Annotated in this window: 16 protein-coding genes; 3 read left to right on the top strand and 13 right to left on the bottom strand. The window is 45.1% G+C overall.

Annotated features, from left to right (window positions below; all coding sequences use genetic code 11):
* Positions 1-58 precede the first annotated feature (58 nt).
* Together cphA and REC12_RS04140 are read right to left on the bottom strand one after the other, a co-directional pair.
* Positions 59-2716, bottom strand: a complete 2658-nt coding sequence (gene cphA / locus REC12_RS04145; protein ID WP_308892547.1) for a cyanophycin synthetase — start codon at positions 2714-2716, stop codon at positions 59-61.
* 90 nt (positions 2717-2806) lie between these two features.
* Positions 2807-3607: a cyanophycinase gene (locus REC12_RS04140; RefSeq protein WP_308892546.1), complete on the bottom strand. Its 801-nt coding sequence runs from the start codon at positions 3605-3607 to the stop codon at positions 2807-2809.
* Positions 3608-3739: 132 nt separating this feature from the next.
* Between REC12_RS04140 and REC12_RS04135 the strand changes: the two genes are divergently transcribed.
* A complete protein-coding gene (locus REC12_RS04135) occupies positions 3740-4078 on the top strand; it encodes a L,D-transpeptidase (protein WP_308892545.1) in 339 nt (112 codons plus the stop codon).
* Between the two features lie 65 nt (positions 4079-4143).
* Here the strand turns inward: REC12_RS04135 and yabG are convergent, their stop codons facing one another.
* Complete coding sequence (gene yabG / locus REC12_RS04130; protein WP_308892544.1) at positions 4144-4980, bottom strand: sporulation peptidase YabG; 837 nt, start codon at positions 4978-4980, stop codon at positions 4144-4146.
* A gap of 279 nt (positions 4981-5259) precedes the next feature.
* On the opposite strand from yabG, the gene REC12_RS04125 reads away from it, so the two are divergent.
* Entirely contained in the window at positions 5260-6177 is a 918-nt protein-coding gene (locus REC12_RS04125; RefSeq protein WP_308892543.1) for a glycosyltransferase family 2 protein, read from the top strand.
* Between the two features lie 21 nt (positions 6178-6198).
* Here REC12_RS04125 and REC12_RS04120 read toward each other — a convergent pair whose 3' ends face one another.
* The 9 genes from REC12_RS04120 to metG all read right to left on the bottom strand — a co-directional run bounded on the left by REC12_RS04120 (position 6199) and on the right by metG (position 15837).
* Positions 6199-6792 carry a DUF8453 domain-containing protein gene (locus REC12_RS04120; protein ID WP_308892542.1) on the bottom strand — a complete coding sequence of 198 codons (594 nt, stop codon included), beginning with the start codon at positions 6790-6792 and terminating at the stop codon, positions 6199-6201.
* 202 nt (positions 6793-6994) lie between these two features.
* Positions 6995-7837 (bottom strand): 16S rRNA (adenine(1518)-N(6)/adenine(1519)-N(6))-dimethyltransferase RsmA, encoded by an 843-nt coding sequence (gene rsmA, locus REC12_RS04115; protein ID WP_308892541.1) that lies wholly within the window; start codon positions 7835-7837, stop codon positions 6995-6997.
* Entirely contained in the window at positions 7821-8372 is a 552-nt protein-coding gene (gene rnmV, locus REC12_RS04110; protein WP_308892540.1) for a ribonuclease M5, read from the bottom strand. Before rnmV ends, rsmA begins: the two co-directional genes overlap by 17 nt.
* 163 nt (positions 8373-8535) lie before the next feature.
* Positions 8536-9705 (bottom strand): glycosyl hydrolase family 18 protein, encoded by a 1170-nt coding sequence (locus REC12_RS04105; RefSeq protein WP_308892539.1) that lies wholly within the window; start codon positions 9703-9705, stop codon positions 8536-8538.
* A gap of 110 nt (positions 9706-9815) precedes the next feature.
* A complete protein-coding gene (locus tag REC12_RS04100; RefSeq protein ID WP_308892538.1) occupies positions 9816-10523 on the bottom strand; it encodes an N-acetylmuramoyl-L-alanine amidase family protein in 708 nt (235 codons plus the stop codon).
* Positions 10524-10808: 285 nt separating this feature from the next.
* Positions 10809-11978 carry a resuscitation-promoting factor gene (locus REC12_RS04095; RefSeq protein WP_308892537.1) on the bottom strand — a complete coding sequence of 390 codons (1170 nt, stop codon included), beginning with the start codon at positions 11976-11978 and terminating at the stop codon, positions 10809-10811.
* A gap of 76 nt (positions 11979-12054) precedes the next feature.
* Positions 12055-13071, bottom strand: coding sequence for a G5 and 3D domain-containing protein (locus tag REC12_RS04090; RefSeq protein ID WP_308892536.1), 1017 nt, complete (start codon positions 13069-13071; stop codon positions 12055-12057).
* Positions 13072-13135: 64 nt separating this feature from the next.
* Positions 13136-13900, bottom strand: coding sequence for a TatD family hydrolase (locus tag REC12_RS04085; RefSeq protein ID WP_308892535.1), 765 nt, complete (start codon positions 13898-13900; stop codon positions 13136-13138).
* Positions 13897-15837, bottom strand: coding sequence for a methionine--tRNA ligase (gene metG / locus REC12_RS04080; RefSeq protein WP_308892534.1), 1941 nt, complete (start codon positions 15835-15837; stop codon positions 13897-13899). Before metG ends, REC12_RS04085 begins: the two co-directional genes overlap by 4 nt.
* Positions 15838-16050: 213 nt before the next feature.
* Between metG and REC12_RS04075 the strand changes: the two genes are divergently transcribed.
* Positions 16051-16329, top strand: a complete 279-nt coding sequence (locus tag REC12_RS04075; RefSeq protein ID WP_308892589.1) for an AbrB/MazE/SpoVT family DNA-binding domain-containing protein — start codon at positions 16051-16053, stop codon at positions 16327-16329.
* 148 nt (positions 16330-16477) lie between these two features.
* Here the strand turns inward: REC12_RS04075 and rsmI are convergent, their stop codons facing one another.
* Complete coding sequence (rsmI, locus tag REC12_RS04070; RefSeq protein ID WP_308892533.1) at positions 16478-17308, bottom strand: 16S rRNA (cytidine(1402)-2'-O)-methyltransferase; 831 nt, start codon at positions 17306-17308, stop codon at positions 16478-16480.
* Positions 17309-17311 lie beyond the last annotated feature (3 nt).

The following is a 17311-nucleotide window of genomic DNA, read 5'->3' as shown; positions in this document are numbered from 1 at the left end:
ACAAAAGGAACGAAGGTAGTCCCTCGCCCCATTTTCTGAAGATGCTTTTCTTTGAACTCTAGTATTCTCCGCCAACCGCCCATTCCTTTGCCGTGAGTTTACCGGAGATTTCCTGCTGCGCCGCCAGCCTGCGCTGAATTTCTTCTTCGATCGGCTCTATGTGTTCATAAAACATAACAAAGGTATCTCCGGGCCTGCAGCTCTCCAAACCTTGGCGAAAGGCCTCAATCTCCGGAAGGACGATCATGATCTTGTTTTTTTCCATCCCGCAGCGTACCGCTTCCTCATAAAGAAGACGAGCTATTTCACCCGGTTCGCGCCCCCGTAAATCCCTGTCCTCGCGAATAACAAGGCGGTTAAATCCCAGAGCCGCAACTTTACCCACTTCCCGAACCAGTTCATCCGGACGGTCTCCCGGAACCGTTATGCACCCTACCAGAGAATTGCTTTTAAAATGCCGGAGAGTTTTAGCCACTTCTTGAATCCCCGCGGCGTTATGTCCATAATCGACAAACACTCGAACACCGTCAAGCTCATAAAGATTTAAACGTCCTCGGTTATTCTTAGCATCTGAAGAAAAGCCCTGGAGAGAATTTCTTATGGCCGGAGCCGTTAAACCCAAAGCCCATCCTGCCGCAACCGCCGCCAAGGAATTTTGGATGTTATGTTTGGCCTTGCCATTCCAAGTTACCGGAATCTGTTTTACGGAACAAATTCGAAAGCTTTCCGAACCTTGACAGAGCAAAATCATGCCACGCAGAACAAAAACCGCCGTTCCACCTAACCCCAAGTGCTTGCGAATATGAATGTTGTCATTTTCGGTGCTGAAAAAAATCACTCGTCCTTGAGTTCGTTTAGCCATGGCAACAACCTTAGGGTCATCCGCGTTTAAGACGACATAACTATGCGGCTTGACCATCTCTGCAACCAGACTTTTGACATGCGCCACATCGTCAAGGGTCTCAATGCCATACTGGCCAAGATGGTCTGTAGAAACATTTGTGATCACTGCTACATCGGCATAATCATACCCTAAACCCGCCCGCAGGATTCCGCCCCGGGCAGTCTCTAAAACAGCCACCTGAACATCAGGATGTCTTAAAACAATTTTTGCGCTCTCAGGTCCTGTCATATCTCCTTTAATCCATAGTTTTTGCTTAAGATAAATCCCATCTGTGGAGGCCATACCTACATGAAGCTGTTGGTCACACAGCATTTTGCTGATCATACGCGTCGTAGTGGTCTTGCCGTTCGTGCCCGTAATCGCCACAATGGGAATTCTGCCATTTCCTGTGGGAATTACTTGTTCAAGGATGGCTTTGCCAACGTCCCGTGCTTGACCCACACTTGGAAAATGGTGCATGCGAATTCCCGGCGCAGCGTTGATTTCAATAATATGTCCATTTTTTTCCCGGTAAGACGACTCAATGTCTTCTATCACAAAGTCAACGCCGGAAACATCCAAGCCAATCAGTTTAGTGGCATACACGGCTAATTCAGCATTGTCAGGATGAATTCGATCCGTTACATCGAGAGCTATTCCTCCTGTACTTAGATTGGCGCTATCCCGCAGATAAACAATCTCTCCAGGTCCGGGAACGGAGGACATAGTCAGCTGCTTTTGCGAAAGCGTCAACAGAACCACAGGATCAATTTTTATTTTAGACAAGGCCTTCTCATGATCCTCCCCACGCTGAGGATCACTGTTTGCCTTGTCCACCAGCTCGGCAATGGTCGATAAACCATCGCCAATGACATGAGCGGGAACCCTCTGTGCCGCCGCAACCAAACGATCACCGACTACAACCAGACGATAATGCTGACCGGAAATATATTCCTCAATAATAACCCATTCTCCATAGGCTTGAGCAACCTTAAACGCTGCCCTGACTTCGCCGACATTGGAAAGCTGCAAAGTAACCCCTTTTCCTTGATTCCCCCGCAAAGGCTTGATCACTACGGTGGTATTCATCTCCAGGAAGGCCTGCACCGCTTCTTCTTCCGTTTTAACGATAACTCCCCAGGGAACGGGAATTCCCCCCTCATTTAAGAGTTTTTTCGTCAATTCTTTATCACAGGCAATGTCTACGCCTATACTCGAGGTTACATCGGTTATTGTAGCCTGAATCCGCCGTTGATTTTTGCCGTATCCTAACTGCAGCAAGCTGCCCTCATTGAGACGATAGACGGGAATTCCCCGCTCCTGACAAGCATTTACTATGACTTGAGTAGAAACCCCAAGCTTATATTCATCCAGCACTTGTTTAATTTGCTCAACTGCTTCTGAAACATCAAACGATCTCCCTTGCAGAAGAGCCTGAACTAGAGCATAGCCTTGGCGAAACCCTTCCATTGCCCCTTCTTTGACTTCATAAGTAAAAATAATCTCATAACAACCCGGCTCTTCAAGAATAGCCATAGTTTTGCCGTATTTAACAGTTTGCCCTGCCCGGGTCAATAATTCAATAGTTACATGTTCAATAACATGTCCAATTAAGGTTCCTTCTTCCAAGCGCTCTAAGAATCCACCGGGTTTACCTTTAGAACAATAATGCTCAACTAAAGATGGCAAAGTTTTAACAAGACGAAAACGAAAATCCCCTAACTCATTGCTGAATCGCTCCGTCCATTCTTGGAGATCAACAATCGCTCGAATAATTGGCCTATGGCAATAAACATTGGCCCCTTCGACCGCTTGGATTTCTCTTATCTCCATTATTTTATTGTTCTCCCTTCAATAGCATGGATCGTACTACAATAGTTTTAACCTTTTTCCCATTTGGTATTCTTCTTTTTGGCAGCAGGCTTAAAGCAGAGATTCTCTCCGTTTCAAATCAAAACCATAGCCGTCGGATAGAACGTGCATTAAAACCGGGCTCAAAACCAAGGACTGACCCTGGTCGGTCTCTGAAACGTTGGTCGTAGTAGAAGAGGATGCATCGACGACGGTCACCGTATTACTTCCTACCACCAAAAACTTAGCATCCGCCTGCACCAAAATTGCCGTATCCTCATCAATCCCCACACCGAGAACATAAGGATTATGAGATATTGCCGACAAAAGCCGGCCAATTCGCCCGCGCTGGGCAAAGTGCTGATCAATGACCACAGCACGCAAAAAACCCAATCCGGGTGCCATCGTCAAGGAACTTTTTTTGGCCGTCCCCGCTTCCCCACCTACAATCATTGTATCCGACATGACAGAAGCCCCGGCACTCGTACCGGCAATAATAACTCCACGCTCATAAAGCCGTTGGAGAGTGCTTCCCAAGATCGTCCCACCTAAAAGCCCGGTAATTCTTAATTGGTCTCCGCCGGTAAAGAAAACTCCCGTTGAATTTTCAAATTCTTTCCCAATCCCTATTCTATTGGCCTGCAAGCGATCGGACACATCAAGGACTTGCACTTCTTGTGCTCCTAATTTAAGAAACAGAGAATGATATTCATTCCCCACTTGAAGCGGGAGCTCTGTTGCGGCTGTCAAAACCGTGATTCGGCTCTCTTTTCCACCCGCCTCCTGCACAAAGCGTTTTAGGACCCTGCACTCCCCTTTTTTATCCTCTGCACCGCCAATAATAAGCAGTTTGCCTTCCACATGTTCTGTCAAATGAATCCCTCCATTCCTTATAGTTTCCGCCTAAAGAGGGTTCAATTATGCAACGAACATTCAAGAATCCCATACATACCATGTGATATACCCTTTAAATGAAATGTAATCAGAAAGGAGGATGTTAGATCCATGTCCGATTCTTCTATTGTTATTTATACCAGCCGCCGTCAACTTGAGCTTTATGAAGGAAACCGCCTGATCAGGCGTTATCCGATTGCTGTCGGCAAAAAAGCAACCCCTACACCCCATGGTCATTACTATATTGCAGCAAAACACCTTCACCCCGGTGGAGTTTTTGGCAGCCGCTGGATGGGACTTTCTCTTCCAACTTACGGAATCCATGGAACGAATAGCCCCTCCAGTATCGGGCAAGCCATATCCAAAGGATGTATCCGCATGCATAACCACGACGCCGAGGCACTTTACCAACACGTCGTCATCGGTACACCCGTAACCATCCAGCCATAAACCGGATTTTGAGGGCAGTCCTTTTAGCACTCTTAACGTGCTAAAGGACCGTCCCCAAAACATTTTTAATAGGGACTTCTCGGGTATCCCCGCCGCATCTGGCCTCGCGTCTCCACACCGCCAACCCCATCCGTTCCCGTGATCGTATGCATTAAAATATCTTTGACTGCGACGATTTGATCCATAGGCGTAAAAGCAATTCGTTCCACAACAAAAACCGGGTCAAAAGCATGAATCAGCATACGCTTAGGAGATGAGGCAAAATTGGCGCCTGCTGCCAGGATAGCCTCGTAGTTTGATTGACAGGCCCCGGCAAAAATCACCAAACTATCCCTGTTAGGCTGAAATCGTCGCGCCTCAAGGACTGACTCTACAAAATAGCGGGAACTCCGATAGCTGTCCATACTATGGAAATCCTTTTTCCCACTCAGAAAGCCATCATGCCCTGTTAAAACCAAAATATCCGTCGGGTTTTCCTGCAGGATTTTGCGGATAACTTTTGGCTGCTCGGTCTCACTTTTACAAATTCCTCTGGCTTCAATTCCCATTTGCCGATAAGTTCTAATACATTGGTTTAAATAATCTTGATCGCCGTCCAGCTGCAGCACCCTGCCGGGTATCTCAAAATATTCCTTTAGATCATCTTGCTCAGCCTTTCTCTGACTTGTAAGTCTGTGTAACTTCTGATAGATCATCTTATTATCTTCCCGTTCGTAATTCATAATTTCTGCCGGACTTTTCGGAACGAGATCTGTAAACGGAGCATCCGCCAATAGTCTTAAGTTAAGCCCTTTAATCATTGCTGAACGCTCCCCATTATTGCTAATGTTAATATTCACAATATGAAAATAAATATCTTGCTGATGAGAGAGTCTAGCTACAATATCTCCGACACGAAACATAGGCTAACCTCCTTTCCCTTTTCGCTATATCTTATGTCGTGCAACATCAAACGGCATATACTATAGCGATTAAGTAAAGAAAACCTGGCTGGCTCAGACGGCCTCCTGGTTGCCCTTATGCGGAAGGAAAGCAGTTAGCCGAAAGCTGCTTTCCGACTGTATAAAGAAAACCCGGCCTGTGCCGAGCTTGCGGGAGCAGAAACCGTTAGTTGCACTCATGCTGCAGAAAGTATTACTGAAGTCATGCTTTCTGACAAGTATCAAAAAGGGGGACCAAAGATGTTCGCAGCAGTTATACCCGCAAAAAACGAGGAAAAGAGCATCTTGGCAGTATTAACGACAGTTTTGCGCCTTCCGGTTGATTATATTATTTTAGTTCTTAACGGGTGTACGGATCGGACTTTAGAGCTGACCCGTTCTATTCATGACGCTCGCATCCACATATTATTCTTTTCCGATTCTTTGGGCATCGATATTCCCAGAGCAATAGGTGCGCTTTACGCCCATCACTTAGGAGTCGACGGGGCCCTCTTCGTTGACGGCGACATGTCCGGCGACATTTACCAAAACCTCCAAGCTCTCATCTCAACAGTAAACTCCGGAGTGGATGTCGCTTTAACAAATTGTTATCCCTATATTACAAACCGCCAAAAGCTTGCCAATCTCGTCCTAAAATTTCGTGCCAAGCTCAATCGCGAACTTGACCTTTTTAAAAGCCTTGGTCTCTCTACTCCCACCCACGGCCCCCATGCCCTTTCCAGACGGGCCTTACAGACTCTCCCTTCGGAAGCTATTGCCATTCCGCCCCTCACCTTGTACTGGGCCAAAAAAAATGATCTTCTGATCAAAGTGGCCACATCGATTCCTCATGAAGGCCTGCGCTCACCCAGAAAACACCGGAGTCATGCCCGCCTGATTGCTGAAACGATTATTGGTGACTGCCTTATGGGAATAACTCTCAGCCAAAACCAATCCGCGGCCCGCTCCCTTGGCAAACATCAATTATCAGGCTATCATCCGGAACGGCGCTTTGACCTGCTGCAAACATGGCAACAAGCTCTAAAAGCCCAGGACATTTTTTATGAGCAGCATATTATTATTCCCAGAATTCCGGCTGCTCCTGGCAACTCTCCGGAATCTATGTTTAAAGCTTGTGATCAACAACTTAAAGAGAAGCCTAACGAAAGCAAGTACTGACGAAGGTTAGAAAAACTTCTCCTAGCTCCTCACTTTAGGATCTATCCCTTGCTCTTTAAAATACTGTAATATTTTCGCTTTTTCCTCCACACGCACATGGACAGTTGGTTGAATTTTCCCTTTCTCAACCCCGTTCCATTTCATATAGATAGTTTGGCTGTAAACCTTATTTAAAATAGGATCACCATATTGTAAATCAACCACCACATAATGGGGCTTTATATCATTTTGCCGGAAATCAAGAGCATTGTCCGGAAGTGTCATTACCAGGCTGGACAGAGCATCTTTAGGGATCTCGTTGACAATCGCCGATTCATCGTGGTGAATCGGTTTGCCGGCTAACTGCTCATCAAAGACAACCGTTTCACTTGATAAATTTACCGCAGGATGGACTCCAACATTATTAAACTTCAGTTCAAAATTAATCTCCTGCCCCAAATCCACCTTAGGCGATTCCATTAAAACAAAATAAGGCCTTGCTGCTTCCTGCTGTACTTTCCAGGCTGCAACAGTTAAATATACCGTTATTAAAGCCGTTACTGCCAATACAGTCGTTGCCAAGGTAGCAATAATATTTGACCATTTCATTAAACGACGGTTACTTGCCTTACCCAACCATTTTCTCCCCCAATTTTAGTCCGCAAAAATAGTTCTCCCTCAGAATTTGCGCTCTCTTATAATTCGAAAATTCCTCCAATTTTATGCCTGATGCGGAAAGTATTAAAAACCTTATGCTTTTCTGACAGCAAAAAAAGCCCTCTGCAGAGGGCTTTCGCTTGTCACAGGCCTAAATGAGAAACAGGCATGCCTAGTCTTTTTAGTTTAAACGAAGGAGCGGGGCAAACTCCTTCGTCAGAACTTGAAATTCCTCGATACTCAGGGATTCCGCCCGCCGTCCCTCTGAAATTCCCGCATCACGCATTCGCTTGACAACATCTCCTTTACTCAAGGCCAAACCTGCCGCCAGAGAGTTGCCTAAGGTTTTGCGCCGTTGGCCGAAGGCAGCTTTAAGTACTCGGAAAAACTCCTTTTTGTCCGCATCAAACCCCGGATAAGGGCGCAGATCTAAACGAAGCACAGAAGAAGTCACTTTGGGGGCCGGCCAAAAATCGGCAGGCTGGACATCCATCACCTTAGTAACCTGAGCTGAAATCTGAACAGCTACGGACAAAACTCCATAAGTTTTACCGCCGGGCGGTGCGGCAATCCTATCGGCCACTTCTTTCTGAACCATAATTGTCATGCCGCTCAACACGTCTTCTTGCTCCAGAAAGTGCATGATGAGAGGACTAGTAATATAATAAGGCAAATTCCCCACCAGGTATCCTTTTTTCTCTCCCCATAATTCCCTTAGATTGAGCTGAAGAGCGTCTTTGTTTACAAAATCAATAGCCAATCCCCTCAGTTCCTTAGTTAGAGTCTCAATTTTTTGACAATCCAATTCAACGGCCCACATCTTAGTGACCTTTGGAGCCAAAGCCCTCGTCAAGACTCCCAATCCAGGGCCGATTTCCACAAGGGGCGTGTCCGGCTCTAAGGTACTGGCTGAAACAATCCCTTCAATCACTTGATCACTAATAAGAAAAACCTGTCCTAATGCTTTATAAGCACGTGAACCACTTTTCACCAGACGATGAATATAATCAGCTGCGCTCTCCATAGGTAACCTCCTCTACCGCCTGAAAAAACAACTCCCGGGATATGCCAAAGCGATTTAAGCGGTGGAGAAATTGTTTGGCATTTGTATCCCCTAACCCTAATTTTCTCCCTAAGACCGCTCGTAAATCACTTGCCCGTCTTGAACCAACGAGGCCGGCGGACCATAAATCCCCAATTGTAAAAGTTTCTCCGGGGCTCTCCTGTTCCTGCTGGATATGAGCAAAGGCACGACGGATTTCTTCGATATCCGCATTTTCCACGCCGACATCTCCTTGTTTCGTCGCCACTTTTTTGTTTAGATACACATGCTTGGCTTGAGGAACATGTTTGCATATCCGACCGCGGATTTGCTCCCCGACGGAATCAGGGTCCGTAAAAACAATCACTCCTTGGCGCTTGGCCATTTCAGCTATATACTCCAATTTTTCCTTGCTGAGACCATAGCCTTCCGTCCAAAGGATATCGACGTCTCCCAAGGCAAGTCGCACCGCATGTGCATCGTTTTTTCCTTCAACCACAATTAATTCTTTAATCATCTGCGTTTCCTCCGTTCCAACTCTTTTATCTTAACCGAGAATCTCTCAAGACTCAAATTAAGTTCTTTAGGTCTTTATAAAAGAGAAAGAACGAAAGAAAATCTTTCGTTCTATACTAAGCCTTTTCCAAGGTATTTTATTCAAACTTCTACACCTATGATCTCTATTTCTTCGCCGTTGACTGATTGGTTCCAAATGTCTTCATAAGCGATGTCCAGATCGTAGGATCTTCCATTCCCAAGCGCCAAATAGCTACGCCATGCAATTTGTGTTTGAGAGCATAATCCATTTTTGTTCTTAAACTAGCCGTGTTTTCAAAATAAACTTCGTGGCGAACTCCGTTAGCCGTATAGGTAAATTGAGGTACTTTGGCGCTGGGATCTGTAAGAATTTGCACCCCATGCTTTTTAGCCCGGTCTATTGTTTGACTGTGGGAAAGATAATCCGGCATTAAGGGCTTGTTTGATCCCCAATCATAAGAATAGACGGGAAGGCCCATAATAATTTTTTCTTTCGGAATTTTTCCAACAGCAAATGTGATGACACGATCTACCCATCCTTGAGAAGCAATAGGTCCTTGGGTTGTTCCCATTCCGTGTTCGTCATAGGTCATAAGAATAACTTGATCGGCCGCTTTGCCAATTGCCGCATAATCGTATGCACCGGACCACAAATCCGAAGGATAATCTACAAACTTGGCCGGAATGGAGATATTTAAAACTTTATCTTTGGCTTTCAGCGCCTTGCCTAATTCAGCGACAAAGGCGGAAAAATTGTTACGGTCTCCAGGTGGTGTCTTCTCAATATCCACTGAAATTCCGTCCCAACCATCCTTAGTCGTCAGATTGACAAGATTCGTGACCAATTTTGATCTTGTGCCGGCATTGGAAAGAACGCGATGTGCTAAATTAGCATCAAAACCCACACTTCCGCTTAAGTTCATATTGTGGACTAAAGCATAGGCTTTAGAGCCATTTTTCTGGGCAATGCTTTTAGCATTCATATCAATTTTTCCCGCCGGGATAACTTTACCTGATCCATCAAAGGAATACCAGAAAAAGGCTACTTCATCAAGCATCTTCCCATTTTTAACCATGGATTCTTTAGAACCGGGTGTCGGTCCTTCCGGATCGGTGTAAAATCCCATGACAACTCGTTTTTCGGCCCCAATGACAGAATCCCGGGTTGCACCGGCCTCGGCTTTAGGAGGCTCTGAGCTTTGCGTCGTTTTTTGATTTGACGGTGGAGTAGGATTCGGCACATTGGAACATCCCGTTAAGGCAAGCCCTAAAATAAGGGTACTGCTCATCATAAAAGTCAGAAACCGTTTCATGCTGCGCTTCAACTCCTTTGAATAGATTCGGTTACTGACTTTATTCTCCCCGCTTCAAACAACGTTATGTATCATAATCTCAGCAGTCATATTTAACCTTTATTTTATAATTATGGCATTTTAAAATAATTGGCGATACCTTTAGCTATTGCCCGGGACAACTGTTCCTGATACCAGGATTGCTGAAGTTTTTTTTGCTCTTTAATGCTGGATAAATAACCTACCTCTACAATAACGGCAGGCATACGCGTATTTTTAATAATGTAAAAATCACCCGGTTTAGCAATTCTTCGATTCATCCCTGGTATTTTAATCAGTTCTTGTTGAATCAATTCGGCAAGTTTTTTTCCTGAATCGGATTTATAATGATAAAACGTTTCCGCGCCGGAATTTTGGCCTGAAGCGGTGGCATTTACATGAACACTGACAAAAACGTCGGCTTTAGCTTGGCTGGCCATTTCAATTCGATGATTAAGATCAATTTGTTTTTTGGTTGTTTTTCCCTTTACTCCGTTGGGCACATAGTCAATATCTTCATCTCGGGTAAGAAATACCTCGATTCCACAAGGACGAAGCATTTCTTTTACTTTTTGGGCAATTTGCAGATTTATAGACTTTTCATAAACGCCTTGAGAAGAAATTGCTCCAGGATCGTATCCCCCATGCCCGGGATCTAACATCACAACATGACTGACGTCCAAATGGCCGACTACGGCCGCAGAACCTTGCCAAAATACCGAGATTACCAGCAAGCTCATAACACCCAGCACAAAACCAATCGCGGCTTTCTTTCCCAGCACTGCCATAGGCTGACGCATTTCTTACTCCTCCGTTTCCTCGTTACCCTAAAGATTATGACTTGAGCCCGGAAGTTATACTTCCCAGCAAGTACAAGAAAAGCCGGCTGATAGCAATAATGCTGCCTGCGCATTTACATTGATTACCTTCTGACAAAAGCAGCCGCCGTATTGCTTATATGCCGCAAAAGATATTTGGCAAAATTATATTAAAGGCAGAATAAAACAAGCCTCTGCACTGTTGCAGAAGCTTGTTTTTGGGCCGGATCAATTTTCTAGAATGACGTTGATTTAAGCTTAACAAATTCACTGAACATAGACTAAAACATTTCGGACTCCCCAGGAAGCCGCAGCGTCTTCCGAATCCATATACAGATCAATTCGGTTTCCCTGAATTGCTCCCCCTGTATCCAAAGCGCGAGCGCTTCCATAACCGTCGACATAAACACTGGCCCCTAAGGGAATCACTCGGGGATCAACAGCCACAACTCCCCAGCGAACAGGCGCTCCGGTGGATGTTGTTCCGGGAATAGAGTACGCCGATGCCCGCATTACATAGGCACGTTTAAAATTGATTGTTTTACCTCCCCGTGAGACCGAAGTTTGTGCTCCGCGTGAGACCAATTGATTAGTCGGAGCGACTAAGACCCGCTGCCCAAGGATTTCCCGGTTAACCTCTTTTCCGTCTTCCAATGTCAAGCGCACTGTCTGTTCCTGTAATCCATTGGAACCGCGGCTGATTACCTTGTCAGGCAATCCTACGGGATAATCTCCCGGTTGAGTAACCGTCTGATAGGGGATCTCATCTTGAATTGTCTCCATTTGTTCCGCCACCCGTATGACTCGAAGCTGATCATTGGCCGCTAAAACGTGATTCAAAGCTAAAGAAACCTTATCTTTGGCCCCCAAAACGATATTAAGCTTTTTCAAAGCTTCAGCAACCGTGCGCGGTGCCAGATACGTATCCATCGTCTTCCCATCTGCCTGCACGACAACCGGAACAGTTCTGCGCACTTTAATATCCATTTGACTGCTTAGAGCCTCAGAGCGAGGTTCATTCACTTCGTCAACGTCTTTTATCTGAAGACCATACCGTTCCGATAATTCCTTAATCGCTTCGCCCACGGTCTTCGCCGTAGTCCTTGTCGACAACGTTTGTTCGTCCACAGTGAGACGAACAGGTATACTGCTCGTTACTGTTACTGTCATTCCATTGGTGATTTTGGTATCCCGCCCAGGAACTACGACATCTTCCGGATAGAATTCGTATTTCGAATGAGCGAGGGCCTTCCCGACAGTATTAAAAATCGTTGTTACCCGTACGGTTTTGCCATCAATACTGGCATTAATTGTCTTTACATTGCAAGCTAAAACTATGGAACCAATTATGAAAAAAGTAACAAACACAATCAGCAGTTTCGTGACAGGAGACTTACGAACTAAGGATAAAACCCAAGTTCGAGTATTCTGAAACATTGAATCCCTCCAAAACCCTTATAATCTTCCAACCTCATTTTAATTGATAAGTAGTCTGTTGTCAAAATAATTTACATTATATGGGTTTTAGAACGTGAATGCGAACAGGTTTCCGCCCCCAGTCCAGACATTGACGTAATGTGGAGAAGAAGACGTCTATTCTATTCCCCCGGATATCCCCGCCCGTATCGGCAGCTATAGCATAGCCATACCCTTCAACGTATACTTTACTCCCCATAGCAATAACCCTTGGATCTACGGCAATTAAACCTTGCCGGGGAGGCAGACCTACCGCCGTTTTGTTTCCGGTATAAGTATAAGCTGTTGATTCGACAGTTATTGTTTTACTGACATTCAATTTGTCTAAGTCGAAGTGCTCTCCTACAACCGGTTTGGAATTTTGAATCACAACTTTTTTCTTAGGACTTTTAAGCTCAAAGGAAAGCTGTACTTGTTGATCTACAGGTTGTCCCCCAACTTCAAACGTCTTGACAAACTGCCTCAGAACACCATTCTCTCCCTCCTCCTGGACTTGGGTCATTCCGGGAAGAAGCTTATCCGTCTCAATAACCTGCGTATCAAAAGGAATTTCTTTATCTACAATTTCAGTGACATTTGTCATAGCGGTACCGGAACTTTGAATCGCAGTTGAATTTGCTCCCTCTCCAAGCTCCTCTTGAGTCAATGCGTCTGATTGATTCTGTTCTTGGCTCGCATTAAGTTGTTTGGTCTTCTCCGTATTGTCTGTAACCGGATTTGAATCGCTATCACCAGGCACCTCTCTGCTGTCCTGGTCAAGACTTGGAGCTTTTAAACTGCCCTCGTTCAGATATGAGGCTCCCCGGCTAATATTGCCGACACGGGGAATCGTTTTCCGGGAATCCAAAAAACTAATTTCAAGCTTTGGCTTTGGGACATTTTGCGGCTGCTTGAATTGTTGGTAGGACACTTGTGAGATTTGAGTTACATCGGGGGTACTCAGCGCCGTATACCTCGTACCGGCCGCAAACACTGCCAAGCCGCCCAAGTAGGAGCTCCAAGTCTTCGTTGCCCGCCAATAGTCGGAATACGTAGTAATCGGTAGCGAATACATTTCATCCCTCCTTAACAGAAGGTATGAGGCTGAGATCAAAAAAAGAACCTTCCGTCGGAAGGTCTTAAGTAAGCCCGAATAACTTTTCGGCATTATGCATTGTCTGCTGCGCCATATCTTCCAGACTTAATTCTCTGATTTCGGCAAGTTTCTTAACAACTTCCCGCACATAAGCCGGCTCGTTCCGCTTTCCTCTGCGCGGCTCAGGAGATAAATACGGCGAATCTGTCTCAACAAGAATACGATCCAGAGGAGCATTTTTAGCGACTTCAACCGTATGGCGGGCATTTTTAAAGGTTACCGGACCGGCAAAGGAAAGATAAAATCCTATGTTTAATAAAATTTTAGCCATCTCCCAAGACCCGGAATAACAGTGAAAGACTCCCCCAAATTTCGGGGGATGAGCTTTTACAATCTCTAAAACATCCTGGTGAGCATCCCGATTATGGATTATAATGGGCAGGCCAACTTGGTTGGCCAATTCGATCTGGCGGACAAAAATATCCTTTTGCAGAGAGCGCGGAGATAAGTCACGATAATAGTCGAGTCCAATTTCTCCCCAAGCCAAGACTTTAGGTTGTTTCGCCATATCTTGTAGCTGATCCAATACTTCATTGGTTACCCCCTCGGCATTGTGAGGATGAATGCCAATGGCAGCATAAATAAAGTCATGGTTCTGAGCTAACCGAAGTGACCGTTTGGAAGAGGCAAAATCATAGCCCACATTTGTCACTCGGGAGATTCCAGCCGATTCCATTCTGCTCAGAACGTCCTGAAAATCTTCTTCATAATCTTGGTCATCAAGATGTGCATGTGTATCCCAAATCATTTCACTTGCGCCCCACCCGGAAGGTCTTTGGCAGCCATAAGCACTTCCAGCACTTCCCCGTGGGATGCAGCTAAAATCATGCCTTGAGAAGTAATTCCCCTCAGCTTTGTGGGCTTTAGATTCGCTACAACCACCACGAATTTATTAACCAGTTCCTCCGGAGCGTAGTGTTTGGCGATACCTGAAACGACAGTGCGCACTTCTCCGGAAATTTCAATCTCTAATTTCAAAAGCTTTTCCGTTTTGGGAACCTTTTCAGCGCTAAGAACTTTGCCGACTCTTAAATCGAGCTTGGAAAACTCCTCGATACTAATCTCTTCTTTAATGGGTTCAAATTCTAAAGCCGTAGCTTGCTCTTCCTGTTTAGGTTCAGGTGTCATCGGTTTCGTCTCCTCTGCTGTAGAAAACTGAGACACATCAATGCGGGGGAAAAGTTGCTCACCCTTTTGAACACAAGTTTCCGGATTGATTATTCCCCACTGATCTGCCTCTTCCCAACGAATAAGCCCCGCATCGCCGCCCAGCAAAGTACAGATTCGAGGAGGGATACCCGGCATAAAAGGAGCAGTCAAGATTCCCAAGATTCGAACACATTCCACAAAGGTATAAAGCACCGTATTTAAGCGCTCCTGCTGGTCACCTTGTTTCGCCAAGGCCCAGGGAGCTGTTTCATCCACATATTTGTTGCAGCGCGCCACGAAACGCCAAATTTGTTCCAAAGCACCCGCGGGATCACATCTTGACAAACTTTCATCTACACTCTTTTTGACCTCGGAACTTAAAGCTCTTAATTCTTGTTCCAGGAGGGTATCTTGACCCGGGCGAGGTACAATTCCCTCTCGAAACTTAACGACCATTGCCAAACTTCGCGAGACAAAATTGCCAAAATCATTAGCCAAATCGCTGTTCAAACGATCTACCAAGTTATCTTCAGAGTACGTACCATCCGTTCCTACTTGCATCTCACGCAGTAGGAAATAGCGGATGGCATCAGAGCCATACCTTTGAATCAACTCGAAAGAATCCTGGACATTGCCACGTGATTTGGATATTTTCCCCCCATCTTTAGTCAAATACCAGCCATGACCGTAAACAACCTTCGGGAGGGGTAGGCCAAGCGCCATTAAAATTATTGGCCAAATCACCGCATGAAAACGCACAATATCTTTACCCATAATTTGTACATTAGCCGGCCAATACTCTTTTAAAAGCTCCCCGTCAGGATAACCCAGGGCCGAAATATAGTTAATTAAGGCATCCAGCCAAACATAGACGACATGCTTAGGATCAAAAGGAACCTTAATTCCCCATTTAAATGTCGTTCTGGAAACACACAGATCCTCTAACCCGCTTTCAATAAAGCGAATCATCTCATTACGCCGGGAAACAGGCTGAATAAACTCAGGATGTTCCTGGATATGTTTAAGCAGCGCATCTTGATATTTCGATAAACGAAAGAAATAGCTTTCTTCTTTGAGAAGTTCTACCTCTCGCAGGCAATCGGGATTAGGGCATTTTCCTTCAACCAATTTGCTTTCCGTCCAAAAAGTTTCACAAGGAGTACAATACCAGCCTGAATACTCAGATTTATAAATATCCCCTTGATCATATAACTTGGAAAAAATTTGCTGAACAACAACTTCATGGCGTTGTTCAGTCGTCCGGATAAAATCGTCATAAGAAATATCCAGGGCATTCCATAACTCTTGGAAACGCAGGACGACACCATCAACATATGCTTTAGGGTCCATTTGGTGTGCTTCCGCAGTCCGCACAATCTTTTGGGCATTCTCATCCGTTCCGGTTAAAAAGCGAACGTTGTCCCCCAGCAATCTATGATAGCGAGCCAGTGCATCTGCTGCGACTGTCGTATAAGCCGTTCCAATATGGGGGCTTGAATTGGGATAAAATATGGGAGTAGTAATGTAATAATTCACGATTCGAGTCTCCTCTCAATCTTAAATCTTTAGCATATAAATTCATATCCGTCAAGTATAACCATAATAAAAAATTAATATGTACTGTATTATGGCGTTTACAAAATTTAATTCCTAACAACCTCAAAAACGGTTGACTTTAATTGGAACCGTTGGTATCATAAGGTTGTAGTTTTCTGTCGAATGTTGTTGTAAAGGGAGCGAGTGAAAATGATGAAATCAACGGGAATCGTGAGAAAAGTAGATGAACTTGGTCGTATTGTTTTACCCATTGAACTTCGCCGTACATTGGGAATTGACGAAAAAGACGCTCTGGAGATTTATGTTGATCAAGAAAAAATTATCCTGAAAAAGTATGAACCTGCTTGTGTATTTTGTGGTAATGCCAGCGATAACCAACTTTTCCATGGTAAGAATGTTTGCCGTGAATGTGCCGTGGCGATGGGTGAAGCTATCCTTGGCAACGTAGAGTCCGGTTCCAAAGCTGTTTAATTCCATATCAAATACATAGATATCATCCTTCATTACTTTTGAGCAATGAACTCTGCGAAGGCCTTAGGCCTTCGTTTTTTTCTGTCAGAATATCTAAACTTTGTTCGTACTTTTTTCCGGCATAAGTGCAGCTAGGCGGCCGTCTGCACTATGTCTCCAGTAAGGCTTGGTAAACCTCCGACTTTCTCACTCCATAACGCTTTGCCACATCTTTCATTGCATCCTTCTTAGTCAAACCCTGCTGAATTCCCTGATTCACTTCATTTCGCCATTCATCGGGACCTCCGACCAATTTTGTCGGAATATAGGGCGCAATCACTATGCAGCATTCTCCACGAGGGGAGGTTCTTTCAAACTCTTCTTTCAGCTTAGGAAGACTATTTTTGTGAACTTGCTGATGGACTTTGGTTAATTCCCGGACCACTGCGGCCTCACGCTCGCCAAAGTATTCGGCTAATCCTTGCAGTGTACTCACCAAACGATGGGGGGCCTCATACAAGATCAAAGTCTCTTGACAATTTGATAGATGCTCCAAGCTTCGTTTCCTTTCTCCCGAAGCTTGCGGCAAAAATCCATAGAAAAGAAAATGTTCCGAGGGCATTCCCGATAAAACCAAAGCTGTTAGCGCGGCATTAGGCCCTGGCAAGACATCCACAGGGATGTTTTCTTCCAGACATAAGCGAATAATTTCACTCCCCGGATCAGAAATGCCGGGCAGCCCGGCGTCACTGATAAGGGCAATTGTTTGACCGGCTTTAAGCCTCTCTATTAATTCTAAGGATTTCTTCTTTTCATTGTGTTCATGATAACTGGTAAGATGCGTCGTAATCTGATAGTGCTGCAATAGTTTGCGCGAATGGCGTGTATCCTCGGCAGCAATCAAATCAGCATCCCGCAATGTATCCAAGACTCGTAACGTGATATCTCCCAGATTACCGATTGGGGTCCCACATATATACAAGGTCCCTTTCGCCAACATGTA

The sequence above is a fragment of the Candidatus Desulfosporosinus nitrosoreducens genome (assembly GCF_030954495.1).
Classification (GTDB): domain Bacteria; phylum Bacillota; class Desulfitobacteriia; order Desulfitobacteriales; family Desulfitobacteriaceae; genus Desulfosporosinus; species Desulfosporosinus nitrosoreducens.
Note: the sequence above shows the minus strand (reverse complement) of the source record. Positions and strands in the feature narration are given on the sequence as shown.

Coding starts and splice junctions, on each gene's coding strand:
- cphA (WP_308892547.1), bottom strand. CDS start 2,716: ATGGAGATAAGAGAAATCCAAGCGGTCGAAGGGGCCAATGTTTATTGC.
- REC12_RS04135 (WP_308892545.1), top strand. CDS start 3,740: ATGTCCGATTCTTCTATTGTTATTTATACCAGCCGCCGTCAACTTGAG.
- yabG (WP_308892544.1), bottom strand. CDS start 4,980: ATGTTTCGTGTCGGAGATATTGTAGCTAGACTCTCTCATCAGCAAGAT.
- REC12_RS04125 (WP_308892543.1), top strand. CDS start 5,260: ATGTTCGCAGCAGTTATACCCGCAAAAAACGAGGAAAAGAGCATCTTG.
- rsmA (WP_308892541.1), bottom strand. CDS start 7,837: ATGGAGAGCGCAGCTGATTATATTCATCGTCTGGTGAAAAGTGGTTCA.
- rnmV (WP_308892540.1), bottom strand. CDS start 8,372: ATGATTAAAGAATTAATTGTGGTTGAAGGAAAAAACGATGCACATGCG.
- REC12_RS04105 (WP_308892539.1), bottom strand. CDS start 9,705: ATGAAACGGTTTCTGACTTTTATGATGAGCAGTACCCTTATTTTAGGG.
- REC12_RS04100 (WP_308892538.1), bottom strand. CDS start 10,523: ATGCGTCAGCCTATGGCAGTGCTGGGAAAGAAAGCCGCGATTGGTTTT.
- REC12_RS04095 (WP_308892537.1), bottom strand. CDS start 11,978: ATGTTTCAGAATACTCGAACTTGGGTTTTATCCTTAGTTCGTAAGTCT.
- REC12_RS04090 (WP_308892536.1), bottom strand. CDS start 13,071: ATGTATTCGCTACCGATTACTACGTATTCCGACTATTGGCGGGCAACG.
- REC12_RS04085 (WP_308892535.1), bottom strand. CDS start 13,900: ATGATTTGGGATACACATGCACATCTTGATGACCAAGATTATGAAGAA.
- REC12_RS04075 (WP_308892589.1), top strand. CDS start 16,051: ATGAAATCAACGGGAATCGTGAGAAAAGTAGATGAACTTGGTCGTATT.
- rsmI (WP_308892533.1), bottom strand. CDS start 17,308: ATGTTGGCGAAAGGGACCTTGTATATATGTGGGACCCCAATCGGTAAT.